Source organism: Nocardia violaceofusca NBRC 14427 (assembly GCF_963869435.1).
Lineage (GTDB): Bacteria > Actinomycetota > Actinomycetes > Mycobacteriales > Mycobacteriaceae > Nocardia > Nocardia aobensis.
In genome coordinates this window covers 111840-124812 of the sequence record NZ_CAWMPM010000006.1, presented here as the reverse complement: position 1 = coordinate 124812, position 12973 = coordinate 111840, and the positions used below count along the sequence as shown (strand labels likewise).

11 protein-coding genes are annotated in these 12973 nt (G+C 67.3%); 4 read left to right on the top strand and 7 right to left on the bottom strand.

The window, feature by feature from the left end; all coding sequences use genetic code 11:
- Positions 1-74: 74 nt before the first annotated feature.
- Positions 75-776 carry a class I SAM-dependent methyltransferase gene (locus AC5592_RS07210; RefSeq protein ID WP_063063750.1) on the top strand — a complete coding sequence of 234 codons (702 nt, stop codon included), beginning with the start codon at positions 75-77 and terminating at the stop codon, positions 774-776.
- 17 nt (positions 777-793) lie between these two features.
- Here AC5592_RS07210 and AC5592_RS07205 read toward each other — a convergent pair whose 3' ends face one another.
- From AC5592_RS07205 to AC5592_RS07185, 5 genes are all read right to left on the bottom strand, one after another.
- Positions 794-1210 (bottom strand): hypothetical protein, encoded by a 417-nt coding sequence (locus AC5592_RS07205; protein ID WP_063063749.1) that lies wholly within the window; start codon positions 1208-1210, stop codon positions 794-796.
- Positions 1211-1334: 124 nt separating this feature from the next.
- On the bottom strand, positions 1335-1940 hold the full coding sequence (locus tag AC5592_RS07200) for an alpha/beta hydrolase family protein (protein ID WP_036506796.1): 606 nt from the start codon (positions 1938-1940) through the stop codon (positions 1335-1337).
- A 21-nt stretch (positions 1941-1961) separates the two neighbouring features.
- Positions 1962-2882 carry a formylglycine-generating enzyme family protein gene (locus tag AC5592_RS07195; RefSeq protein WP_063063748.1) on the bottom strand — a complete coding sequence of 307 codons (921 nt, stop codon included), beginning with the start codon at positions 2880-2882 and terminating at the stop codon, positions 1962-1964.
- Between the two features lie 21 nt (positions 2883-2903).
- Positions 2904-3842 (bottom strand): HAD family hydrolase, encoded by a 939-nt coding sequence (locus AC5592_RS07190; RefSeq protein ID WP_036506808.1) that lies wholly within the window; start codon positions 3840-3842, stop codon positions 2904-2906.
- 2 nt (positions 3843-3844) lie between these two features.
- Entirely contained in the window at positions 3845-5383 is a 1539-nt protein-coding gene (locus AC5592_RS07185; RefSeq protein WP_036506811.1) for an arylsulfatase, read from the bottom strand.
- Positions 5384-5668: 285 nt separating this feature from the next.
- Between AC5592_RS07185 and AC5592_RS07180 the strand changes: the two genes are divergently transcribed.
- The 3 genes from AC5592_RS07180 to gnd all read left to right on the top strand — a co-directional run bounded on the left by AC5592_RS07180 (position 5669) and on the right by gnd (position 10071).
- Positions 5669-7504: an acyl-CoA dehydrogenase gene (locus tag AC5592_RS07180; protein ID WP_036506814.1), complete on the top strand. Its 1836-nt coding sequence runs from the start codon at positions 5669-5671 to the stop codon at positions 7502-7504.
- 173 nt (positions 7505-7677) lie between these two features.
- Positions 7678-8760, top strand: a complete 1083-nt coding sequence (locus AC5592_RS07175) for a glycoside hydrolase family 183 protein (RefSeq protein WP_036506817.1) — start codon at positions 7678-7680, stop codon at positions 8758-8760.
- Positions 8761-9042: 282 nt separating this feature from the next.
- A complete protein-coding gene (gene gnd / locus AC5592_RS07170; RefSeq protein ID WP_036506823.1) occupies positions 9043-10071 on the top strand; it encodes a phosphogluconate dehydrogenase (NAD(+)-dependent, decarboxylating) in 1029 nt (342 codons plus the stop codon).
- A 189-nt stretch (positions 10072-10260) separates the two neighbouring features.
- On the opposite strand, the gene AC5592_RS07165 is transcribed toward gnd, so the two are convergent.
- Positions 10261-11601: a lipase family protein gene (locus tag AC5592_RS07165; RefSeq protein ID WP_036506820.1), complete on the bottom strand. Its 1341-nt coding sequence runs from the start codon at positions 11599-11601 to the stop codon at positions 10261-10263.
- Entirely contained in the window at positions 11598-12890 is a 1293-nt protein-coding gene (locus AC5592_RS07160) for a hypothetical protein (protein ID WP_063063747.1), read from the bottom strand. The genes AC5592_RS07165 and AC5592_RS07160 overlap by 4 nt, the downstream gene beginning before the upstream one ends.
- Positions 12891-12973: the final 83 nt, after the last annotated feature.

Genomic DNA, 12973 nt, shown 5'->3' with positions numbered 1-12973 from the left:
TCGCCTCGAACAGCCCACGCCCGGCCGGGTTCCGCTCGGCCGGGCGTCGCGCTGTGGCTGGCTAGACTCGCCCCATGGACGCCGCCGAGTGGGACGAGCGCTATGCGCAGAGCGAGTTGGTGTGGGGCGCACCGCCGAACGCGACGGTCGTCGAGCACATCTTCGGATTGGAGCGCCGCGTCCACCTGGTGCCCGATGCGCCCGGAGAGGAGCCGCCGGAACTGCCGCGTGCCCTGGATCTGGCATGCGGCGAGGGGCGGCACGCGCTGTGGCTGGCCACGCACGGCTGGCAGGTGCGGGCGGTCGATTTCTCCCAGGTCGGCATCGACAAGGGGCGCACGGTCGCCTCGCGGCTGTCGCGTTCGGTTCGCAGCCGGATCGACTGGGAATGCGCGGACGTCACCGATCTGGCCGGAGCCGGGATCGACGGCCCGTTCGAACTGATTCTCGCCGTCTACATCCACCTGCCGGCCGAACAGCGGCGCACCCTGCTGCTCTCGGCGGCCGAGCGGCTGAGCCCGGGTGGCACCCTTCTCGTCCTCGGCCACGACACCACCAATATCGCCGACGGCTACGGCGGGCCACAGGATCCGGCGATCCTGTTCACTCCCGACGATGTGGTTGCGGATCTCGCTGCGGCAGAACATATCCGGGTCGACACCGCGCAGCGGGTGATCCGCGAGACCGAGGGGCGCGACGCTATCGACGCCCTCGTGGTCGCCACCGCGACCGTGCCCGATCTCGAGGAGCAAGCGACGGCCACCCCGGACGCGTGATCCGGGGTGGCGACGCCTCACAGTCCGGCGCTGCCGGTGGGTAGCGGCGCCGGTCCGTGGGACTGTGCGGGCGGAGCGGTCCGGTCGTCACCGAATCGGTCATGGCCGAATCGGTCACGGCCATAGCGGTCGTACCCGAACCGGTCGTAACCGAGTGAGTCGTATCCGGACCGGTCGAAGCCCGAGCGGTCGCGGCCGAACGAGTCGTATCCGGACCGGTCGAAGCCCGAGCGATCGCGGCCGAACCGGTCGACACCCTGAGCGTTGAACCCGTCGGAGCCGAAGCCGTCGGCAGTGCACGGCGGGGCCGCGCCACACGGAACGTTCGCTTCGGCCGCCCCCGCCCCGGCGACGGCGATACCGGTCGCGGCGAGGACAGCCAGTGCGAGACCGGCCACGGGACGGCGAGCGGCGCGAATCGGGCCTGCGATCATGGATCACTCTCCTCTCGAAATCCCGACCGCAGTCGAAATTACCTCCCGGATCCCGGCAAGACATCGGGGTATTCCCGGAGTTGGGACCTGAGATTTCGTGGTCCGCAGAGATTTTCGGCTCCGCTCAATCCAGCGTCGCCCACCGGCGCAGCCACGGTTCCACCGTCTGCGCGATCAGATCGAATCCGGCGCGGAAGGAATGCGGCTGGCGAGGAACGACTTTCACCTCGGCGGCATCGGCGGGATCCGGAATGCCGAAGGGATCGCGCTCGCCGTTGATCACCACCACATCGACGTGCGCGGACGCTGCCACCAGTTCATCACGCCGCGTCTTCTCCGGCTTGCCGGGCGGATGCAATGGGAAAGACAGGGCCAGTACGCCTTTCGCGTCGGCTTCCACGGCGGTCCGGCAGGCGACCCGGGCGCCGTTGCTGCGACCGCCCTGGATCAGCGGTACGCCGGGTACCCGGTCCCGCAGGGCGGCGACGATCTCGAGCCAGGCCGCGTCCTGCACGGTCGCCGATCCCGGCGCCCGGCGCCCGGCGACGCGATACGGCTGGACCACCCGCGCGACCACCCCGCCCAGCGCCACCGCGCGATCGCGGACGGCCAGCAGATCCCCGGCCTCCACCCCGCCGCCGGAACCGTGGGTGAGCAGCAGCAGAAAACGATCGCCGGTACCCCGCTCGATCTCCACCCCGGCATCCCCCGCAGTCGTCTCGATGCGCACGTGGTCCACGGTAATCGCCGTTCAGCTCGCCGCGACCACGCACCGGAAGCCGATATGGCTCATGCCGGTGTCGATCATCTGCGGGCGCCGCGCCGCGGGCCGGTACCGGCGGCAGTAGCTGTCGGCGCAGAGGAACGAACCGCCCTTGATCACCTTGCGCGGCACCCGGAACTGCGGCTGACGCGGATCGAAACTCCGTTCCCGGTCCCCACCGCGCGGATTGCGCGGGACGCAGCATCCGCCGCCGTCCGGATGGCGTTCGGCGTACCAGTCGTCGGTCCATTCCCACACGTTGCCGGCCATATCGAACAGGCCATAGGGGTTGGGCGGATACGAACCGACGGCAGCGGTGCGACCGTAACCGGGGTCCGGGCGCCACGGGAATGCGCCGTGCCAATAGTTGGCCAGTCGCGCATCACCCGCTTCGCCCTCCTCACCCCAGGTGAATTCGGCGCCGTCCACACCGCCGCGGGCCGCGGCTTCCCACTGCGCCTCGGTCGGCAGCGCCCGGCCCTGCCATATCGCGTAGGCGGCCGCGTCCTCGTGCGCGATATGGACCACCGGGTGGTCGGGCCGGTCGGCGATCGACGACCCGGGCCCTTCGGGATGGCGCCACGAGGCGCCGGGCGTCCAGCGCCACCACAGGTTCAGATGCCGCAGGTCGACCGGGCCGGAGGTCCCGGTGAACACCATCGAGCCGGGTTGCAGGTTCTCGACCGGCGCCCCCGGGAAGTCGGCCGGATCGAGCGGACGTTCGGCGACGGTGCGGTATCCGGTTTCGGCGACGAACCGTTCGTACCGGGCGTTGGTGACCTGCCGAGTCTCGATGGCGAAGGAGTCCACGGCCACCCGGTGGGCGGGCCGCTCCTCCGGATAGTGACGGTCGGAACCCATGGTGAAGGTCTGTGCTGGTATCTGGCGTACGTCGGTGGCGATCGACATATTCACAGTCACGGGCCGTTCCTACGAATCGGGTGTGAAGATCTGCGCCCAGTCATTTTTCATGCTGATCACCGTCCAGTCGTTGCGACGCGCGTGCGCGAGGGCATCCTCGGCGCCGGCGACGTAGTCGAATTCGCGTTCGGCGTCGTCGTGCAGGATGAGCATGCGCAGCGACGGCGCGCCCGCGAGTTCGGAGAACGACAGCATGGGCAGATCGCCGTTGGAATTGCCGACCGACAGAATGGGCCGGCGGCCGATCCGGCTCCAGATTCGGATCGGTTTCTCCGGTCCGTCGTCGAAGAAGTCCATCGCGGATTTGTAGAGCAGGTCGCTGCGGCCTTCCTGTTCGCGATAGGTCAGCCCGAGCGCACTGCCGATCACTCGTTCCGGCGGCACCCCGTAGAGATCACCCGCGACCGGGCGCATGAAATCCCGGTCGCCGCCGGAGGCGATGTAGGTGGTGAATCCGTTGTCGCGCAGGTACCACAGCAATTCGACCATCGGCGCGAAACCACAGCCGTGGTACGGGCGGCCGAGAGTCGGGTGGGCGGCGTCGGCGAAGAATGCCGCCACCCGCGCGTCGTAGTCCTCGACGGTGATCTCGCCGAAGGCGCGAGTCACCGCGCCCATCAACAACTTCAGATCGTCGTCGTCACCGTGATAATGCTTGACCATCGCCGCACCGAGCCACTGGAGGTCCTGCTCGTAGGCCGCCCGCCACGGCTGTTGCGTGCGCAATTCCGGTTCCTGCTCCGCCATTTCGGCCAGTCGCCGGATGGTGAAATCGAGCTGGATCGGCATCGGTTTCTCACACCACAGGGTGCCGTCGTTGTCGAATACCGCGATCCGTGCGGACGGTTCGACATATCCGGATCCGTCGCGATCGGTGACGCGAGCGACGAAATCGACTATGGCGGAGGTGGTTTCCCCGTCGTTCCAGGATTCCAGCGACACCGCCATCGTCAGTCCCGCGCGAGGAAGTCGTGCAGTTTGGCGACGGCGTGATCGATCGTGAACGACGCCGGTTCCTGTCGCGGCGGGAATTCCTTGAACGTCTCCAGGAACGCCGTGCAGATGGCCGTCCCGTAGAAGGCGATGTAATCGTGGTCGAGGAACCAGTCCCAGTAGGTGTTGGAGGTGACATCGGCCCGCTCGAACGGGTCCGTGCGCAGATTGAACAGTTTCGGCACCCGCAGCGGGGTGAACGGTTCGGCCCAGATACCGAGCGTGCCCTGTTTGCGCTGCTCCATGAACACGATCTTCCAATTCTCGAACCGGATTCCGAGCACATCGCAGTCGTCGGAGAAATAGACCATGCCGCGCCGCGGGCTGTGCTCGGCCGCGCCGGTGAGATAGGGCAACAGGTTGTAGCCGTCGATGTGGACCTTGAACGTCTTGTCGCCCACCGCGTATCCCTGCTTCAGCTTCTCGACGACATCGGGTTCACCGGCCGCGGCGAGCAGGGTCGGCAGCCAATCATGGTGCTGCACTATGTCGTTGGAGATCGAGCGGGCCGCGATGCGGCCCGGCCAGCGGATCACCTGCGGCACCCGGAACGCACCCTCCCAGTTGGTGTCCTTCTCACTGCGAAACGGGGTGGTCGCGCCGTCGGGCCAGGTGTTGGCGTGCGGGCCGTTGTCGGTGCTGTAGATGACGATCGTGTCGTCGGCCAGCCCGAGTTCGTCGAGGGCATCGAGCACGCGGCCCACATTGCGATCGTGGTCGATCATCGTGTCGTGGTACGGCGACTGCCAGAATCCGGCCTGCCCGACACTTTCCGGTTTCGTATGCGTGCGCAGGTGCATGTGGGTGAAGTTCAGCCAGACGAAGAACGGGGTGCCCGCCTGCTGCTGGCGGGTGAGGAAGTCCACGCAGGCCTCGGCCACGTCCTCGTCGATCGTCTCCATCCGCTTCTTCGTCAGCGGGCCGGTGTCCTCGATGCGCTGCTTGCCGACGCGCCCGAAGCGCGGATCCTCGGTGGGGTCGTCCTCGTCGGTCGCCCACGAGTGCAGCACCCCGCGCGGGCGTTGCAGGTCGTACAACCGCGGATAGGCGTCCTTGTGCGGATAGTCCGGCAGTTCGGGTTCCTCCTCCGCGTTGAGGTGGTAGAGGTTGCCGAAGAATTCGTCGAAGCCGCGGACCGTCGGCAGGAACTTGTTGAGGTCGCCGAGGTGGTTCTTGCCGAACTGGCCGGTCGCGTAGCCGAGCGGTTTCAGCAGTTCGGCGATGGTCGGGTCCTCGGGCGCCAGCCCGATACCCGCGCCCGGCACCCCGACCTTGCTCATGCCGGTGCGATAGACACTCTGCCCGGTGATGAAGGAGGCCCGCCCGGCCGTGCAGCTCTGTTCGCCGTAGGAGTCGGTGAACCGCATGCCCTCCTCGGCGAGCCGGTCGATGTTGGGCGTGCGATAGCCCATCAGGCCGTCGCTGTAGCAGCTGAGATTGGTGATCCCGATGTCGTCGCCCCAGATCACCAGGATGTTCGGCTTCGAATCCGGCACAGCGGCCTCCTTCGGCGCAGGTGAACTACCCTGCCGAAACCCTGCCCGCACCCGCGCGCGGACACCTCACCCGCGGCGGGTGATTGCGGTGAGGCGGGGCCCGGGTGTTCATCTCGTCACATCGCCCGGTCAGCGCTTTCCAAGCCCATTACTCATCGGTAATATACGGTGTAAGTTACCCGCGAGTAGAAGGCGGATATTCCGTCCGACACCCGGTGTGGAGACACATGGGCGGGAACGGCACACACCGACCCGCACCGACTCAACGGAGAGTGAGTAACAGAGATGGGCCATTACAAGAGCAACGTCCGCGACCTGGAGTTCAACCTCTTCGAGGTGCTGGGCATCGGCTCGGTGCTGGATTCCGGCGCCTACGGTGACCTGGACACCGACACGGTCAAGAACATCATCGACGAGGTACGCCGCCTGGCCGAGGGCCCGGTCGCCGAGTCCTTCGCCGACGCGGACCGCAACCCGCCGGTGTTCGACCCCACCACCCACAGCGTCTCCATTCCGGAGTCGTTCAAGAAGTCCTTCAAGGCCTACGAAGAGGCCGGCTGGAACAAGGTCGGCCTGAACGAGGAGCTGGGCGGCCTGCCCGCGCCGCGTTCGGTGGTCTGGGCCCTGAACGAGATGATCCTGGGCTCCAACCCGGCCGTCGCGATGTACGCCGCCGGTGGTCCGTTCGGCCAGATCTTCTGGAACAACGCCACCGACGAGCAGAAGAAGTGGGCCGAGATCGCCGTCGAGCGCAACTGGGGCGCCACCATGGTGCTGACCGAGCCCGACGCGGGTTCCGACGTCGGCGCCGGCCGCACCAAGGCCATCCAGCAGGAGGACGGCTCCTGGCACATCGAGGGTGTCAAGCGGTTCATCACCTCCGGTGACTCCGACGACATGTTCGAGAACATCTTCCACCTGGTGCTGGCCCGCCCCGAGGGCGCCGGCCCGGGCACCAAGGGCCTGTCGCTGTTCTTCGTGCCGAAGTTCCACTTCGACTTCGAGACCCAGACCCTGGGCGAGCGCAACGGCGTGTTCGTCACCAACGTCGAGCACAAGATGGGCCTGAAGGTTTCGGCCACCTGTGAGGTCACCTTCGGCGGCCACGGCGTGCCCGCCAAGGGCTGGCTGGTCGGCGAGGTCCACAACGGCATCGCGCAGATGTTCGACGTGATCGAGAACGCCCGAATGATGGTGGGCACCAAGGCCATCGCGACCCTGTCGACCGGTTACCTGAACGCGCTGGACTACGCCAAGCAGCGGGTGCAGGGTGCGGATCTGACCCAGATGACCGACAAGACCGCGCCCCGCGTCACCATCACCCACCACCCGGACGTGCGCCGCTCGCTGATGACGCAGAAGGCCTACGCCGAGGGCCTGCGCGCCATCTACCTCTACACCGCCGCGCACCAGAACGAGGACATCGCTCAGCTGGTCTCGGGCGCCGACAAGGACCTCGCGTTCCGCGTCAACGACCTGCTGCTGCCGATCGTCAAGGGTGTCGGCTCGGAGCGGGCCTACCAGTACCTGACCGATTCGCTGCAGACCTTCGGTGGCTCCGGCTTCCTGCAGGACTACCCGATCGAGCAGTACATCCGCGACGCGAAGATCGACTCGCTGTACGAGGGCACCACCGCCATCCAGGCGCAGGACTTCTTCTTCCGCAAGATCGCCCGCGACCGCGGCGTGGCGCTGGCCCACGTGGCCGGCCAGGTGCAGAAGTTCATCGAGTCCGAGGCCGGCAACGGCCGCCTGAAGGGCGAGCGCAAGCTGCTGGCCACCGCGCTCGAGGATGTGCAGGCCATGGCCGCCACCCTGACCGGTCACCTGATGGGTGCGCAGGAGGACGTCAAGGAGCTGTACAAGGTCGGCCTGGGTTCGGTCCGCTTCCTGATGGCGGTCGGCGACCTGCTGATCGGCTGGCAGCTGCTGCGTCAGGCCGAGATCGCCATCAAGGCGCTCGACAACGGCGCCACCGGCTCCGACGAGGCCTTCTACACCGGCAAGGTCGCGGTCGCGCAGTTCTTCGCCCGCAACGTCCTGCCGGAGCTGACCGCCACCCGCACCGTGCTGTCCAACCTGGACAACGACGTGATGGAGCTCGACGAAGCGGCCTTCTGATCGTCTTCTCGACCACCACGTGAACACAGCGGCCCCGCCTCTCGCATTCGGGAGGCGGGGCCGCTGTCGTCGCGGGTTATAAATGTGACGAGAGTTTCGTCGGCATATCGCACGCCGTCGGCCGATGGCAGGCACAATACCCACGGCGCGACTCATGGAAGGAAATTCGGAATATGAGACGACTGTCCGCCCTGGCCGGAGCTTGCGCGGCGGTCGCGCTGCTGGGCCTGACGGCATCGCCGGCCGGAGCCGACCCGAACAACATCAATCCGATTCCGGGGCTGAACGGCATCAACGGATTGCCGCAGCTGCCGGGCCCGACGCAGGCGGTCTACCAGGCCACCGGGATGGCCTCGCCGAACCGGACCCAGAACCAGAACGTGCTGGGCACCGACCTCGGCATCATGTGGGACGACGGCCGCGGGCAGATGATCACCGCCTACGGCGACACCGCCGGACTCGGCGTGCCGAACGTCCTGGCCGGCAGCATCTGGGCGTGGCGCTCGAACGTGCTGTTCCGCAGCCCGGCCGGTGCGGACCCGTCGGCGGGGCTGAACTACACGAGCTTCGTGGACAATCCGCTGCCCAGCCCCAAGATTCCGGGTATCGAGATCAGTTTCATCCCGACCGCGGGCATCTCGGTCAACGGCGTGCAGTACATGTCGATGATGTCGGTGCGGGAATGGGGCCCGGACGGGCACTGGGACACCAACTTCTCCACGATGGCCGTCTCCGGTGACGACGGCCAGACCTGGGCGCAGCTGCCGACCACCCGCCGCGGCAACGAGAACGGCTTCCAGAGCTTCCAGCAGAACGCCTTCCTGAAGGCCGGCGGCTACGTCTACAAGTACGGGACCCCGGCGGGCCGCAACCAGCCCGGATTCATCGCCCGGGTCAAGGAAGCCGATATCGCCAATATCGACGCCTACGAGTACTGGGACGGCGGCGCGTGGAAGCCGAAGGACGCCAATGCCGCCAAGCCGATCGTCGGTGGTGTGGGCGAGCTGTCGGTGCAGTGGAACGCGCATCTGGGCCAGTACGTGATGCTGACCACCGACCCCTTCGATTCCGTGGTCATGCGGACCGCGCCGAACCCGGAGGGTCCGTGGAGTGCGCCGCGCGTGCTGGTCGATGTGCGCGATCTGCCGACCATGTACGCCCCGATGATCTACCCGTATCAGACCGGCAGCGACCTGTACTTCCTGCTGACCATGCACAACCAGTACAACGTCGTGCTCATGCGCACGCCGCTGTAGGCGGGCGGGAGCCGGAGTCGTCGACGGGCGCGAGCCCGGAGGATACGAAGACGGCTCCGTGCGGTTGCCGGGTCGGGGGTCTGGCAACTGCACGGAGCCGATCTGATTATCGGGGCCGAGCCCGGGGCGTTACACGATTCGTTTCGACACCGGAGAAATTCTCGATCGGGGCACCGGGGACAATCGAGGGCGATTGCGGTACGGGGCGCTGATCTCACGCCGCGGTGCAGCAGCAAGCAGAGCTCGGACCTGCCGAAGCTCGGACGACTCGAGGAGAAGAGTATGCAGCTGGGAATGATCGGGCTCGGCCGAATGGGTGCCAATATCGTGCGGCGCATCGTCAAGGACGGGCACACCGCGGTCGGCTACTCCCGGCACGAGGACCAGATCAAGGAATTCACCGACGAACTGGGCGACAGCTTCCAGGGTGCGACCGACTACGCGGCGTTCGTCGCGCTGCTCGAGAAGCCGCGCGTGGTCTGGGTGATGATTCCGGCCGGCGCGACCGGCGCGGTCATCGACCAGGTCGCCGACCTGCTGGAGCCGGGCGACATCATCATCGACGGCGGCAACAGCCGCTACCACGAGGACATCAAGCGGGCCGCGGCGCTGGCACCCAAGGGAATCCACTACCTCGACATCGGCACCTCCGGCGGCGTGTGGGGCCTGGACCGCGGCTACTGCCTGATGATCGGCGGCGAGGCCGAGCAGGTCGCCCACCTGGAACCGCTGTTCCGGTCGATCGCCCCGGGTGTCGACGCCGCCGAGCGCACCCCCGGCCGCACCGGTGAGCCCTCCCCCGCCGAGCAGGGCTACCTGCACTGCGGCCCCGCCGGTGCCGGGCACTTCGTGAAGATGGTGCACAACGGCATCGAATACGGCGCGATGGCGGCCTACGCCGAAGGCCTGAACATCCTGCACAAGGCCAATATCGGCAAGGAGCTCGACGACGCGCATTCGGCCGAGGTGTCCCCGCTGGAAAACCCCGAGTACTACCAGTTCGACATCAACGTGCCGGAGGTCACCGAGGTGTGGCGGCGCGGTTCGGTGGTCGCGTCCTGGCTCCTGGACCTGACCGCGGCCGCCCTGCACGCCGATCCCGACCTGACCAGCTTCGGTGGGCGGGTGTCGGATTCGGGCGAGGGCCGCTGGACCATCCACGCCGCGATCGATGAGGGCGTGCCCGCGCCGGTGCTCTCGACCGCGCTGTACGAGCGTTTCTCCTCGCGTGGTGAGGCGCTCTACGCGGACAAGGTGCTCTCGGCCATGCGCAAGGCGTTCGGCGGGCACAACGAGCTGCCGGGCAAGTAGGCCGCGGCCGGAGCGGCGCACGCCGAACCGGAACGAAGGCCCCTACCGCGTCGGCGGCAGGGGCCTTTCTCGCATCGTGTCTCGCTCAGCTCAGGCTCTGGACGGCGCGGCCGACCATGTCCAGCGCGGCCAGCGGTCCGAAGGTGAGCAGATAGCCCAGTCCCCAGGGGAATGCCATGATGTCTCCACTCAGTCGAATTGCCGGTCCATCCAGTCGATGGTCTGCATGCCGAACAGATCCGTGCCCCAGCCGTACAGGTCGGTGAGCATCGTGACCATCGAACAGTCCGTGGGCTGGTAGGTGACATCGGTGCCCTGCGCCCGGTAGGTGTCGGCGAGCTCGCGCGAATCGGCCGCGGGGACCAGCGACATCGGCGAATCGTCCTTCGCGCACGAGGTGATCAGCACCTTGGACGCCGGCGCGCCGGAGCGGCCGAGCCGGTTGTCGTCGAACACCGGCTGGAACGCCGGTTCGTCGGCGGGATTCAGTCCCGAGTCGAACATCGTTCGCAAGGGGATGAACGGCATGCTGAAGTAGGCGTCCTGACATTGACCGCGGAAGACCTTCGCCACCGCCTGCCCGGCCGGATTCAGTTTCGAATCGAGTTGCATCTCAGGATATTTCGGCTCCAGCCCGAGCAGGGTGGCGAACGCGAAGCCCGAACCCACCGAACCGTCGGCGACCCGCATGAAGTTGCGCTGATCGACCACCATGCCTTCCAGCACGGTCGATTTCACGTTCAGCTCCGGTGCGTAGGACGGTTGCAGTTCGGCCGAGAAGCCCGCACCGACACCACCGCCGGCGATCCCGAACAGCGCGACCTGAGCCTGCGGATTCAGCCCGGCCGCATCGAAATTCAGCGCCGCCCGGGTGCCGTCGAGCTGGGTGTGCGCGGCGTACTTACCGGCGAAAACACCGTGCGGGGACCGGTCGGCGTCGTTGCCGACGTCGGAGATCATCACCGCGTAGCCCTTACCGAACATCAACGCCAGCGGCCCGAGCGCGGACCAGGACGCGCCGTCCAGCGGATCGCCGCCGGTCCACTGGGTACTGGGATGGCAGTTCCAGCCGACGCTGTCGTTGGCCTCCTGGTAGGAGACGACGTGCTTCTCGTTCGCGGGCTTGCCGTCTCGCGGAATCATCAGGATCCCGGTGCTGATCGCGGGCGTGACGCCGTCGCGTTCGGTGGTGACGTACATCAGCTTCCAGGCGTCGAGATTCGCCGGCTTCACGCCGGTGAACAGCACATCGACCTTTTTCGCTTTCACCACCGTGCCGGGTTTCTCCGCACCGGTCAGCGGTGGTTCCCGATAGAACGGGTCGTCGGCCCGCAACGCCTGGAACGCCTCCTGCGGGCTCGCCGGGGAAGCTCCTTGCAGCGAGCCGACGACGAATCCGTTGAAGACCTCGTTCAGGGTGGGCGTCTGCGGCGGAACGGGTTCCGCGGCAGCGGTTCCGGATACTCCGGCTCCCGCCGCGGCACAGACCACCGCGAGGGTGGTCATCGCCGCCAGTGTGTACTTCCTCATCGGCCCTCCTGTGTTCCGCCGGACGCCTGCACCGGATCCGCCGGCGTGACCGTCATTTCCTGTGCCGCCGAACTCAGCAGCTGCGGGATGTTCAGCAGCGGCCGATGGGATTCCAGCTGCACCTCGTACGGGGTTCGCAGTGCGGCTTCCAGTGCGGGCCAGTTGTTTTCGACCTGCCAGGTGTATTTGGGCAGCAGTTCGGTGGTGATGTAGTCCCAGCGGTCGTCGAGGACCGACCAGTTCCAGCTCGGCAGCGGCAGGCCGAGAATCATCGGGCGGCCGTCGGCGCCGGTGAAAGGCACACGCACGGGCCGGAATTCGCGCGGCGGCACGACACCGGCCACCGACGGCGAACCGGCGGCGCCGCTGAGGTAGGTGATCGCCGCGCCGACCGGCCCCTTGTAGTTGCGCACCTGGTCCCACTGCGCGCCGATCGCCCACTGCTGTTCCCGGCGCAGCAGGGCCGCATTGCCGGCGGCGATCCGATCGTGCGCGCCCGAGGCCACATCGCGCCAGGCGTCCATGATGTCGGCGCCGAACAGTCCGGCCCGCTCGAATTCCGCCAGCGCGGCGAGGCCACCGGTGACGTAGGCGTCGTGCATCGGCATCAGGTCGGAGAAGATGTTCTTCTGCATCACCAGGATCATGCCCAGAATCCATTGCAGGTCCTCGGGGGTGATGGTCGGCGCCGCGTCGGCCAGCGCGCGCAGCCCGTCCGGCAGCATCGCGACCGCCTGCGGTCCGGCCGCCCGCTGCACGGCGCCGAGCACGGTGTGTGCGGCGTCGGCGATACCGGGCAGGTCGTAGAGGTTGCCCATCAGTTCGGCGTCGACGAGTCCGCCGCCGAAGTCGGCGCCGACCTGGCCGCCCATTCCGGCCCACTGCAATTCGCGGTGGCCGAGTTGCAGATTCTCGTAGTAGCGATAGGACTTGATCAGATTGTCGCGGTTGGCCTCGACGCCGGTGCGCGGATCCCAGCGGCGCAACTCGATACCGGCCTTCTCGGTCGCGTCCACGAGCCAGTACTGGTACAGCAGTGCGGCGTACCGGGTCGGCGCCACACCCTCGGCGCGGGCCTCGTCGAGCAGGCGGCCCAGTTCGGCGTGGTCGTAGGGCAATTCCGGGTGCACGCCACCGGGCGACCGGCCGGCATCGCGATTGACCAGAGGCAGGTCGAGATACCGGTCGAGATCGGATGTGGCGACGGCCGGGGCGGCGCCGAGCGCACCCACCCCGACGACCACCGCGAGAATGAATCCCGCGCCGCGCGCGATTGCGCTGATACGCATATCGACTCAGCCCTCCGCTATCGGTTCGTTGATGGAGCGGAAGATTTCCGCGGTTATCGGTAGCGAATCAATAGCCGAATGCA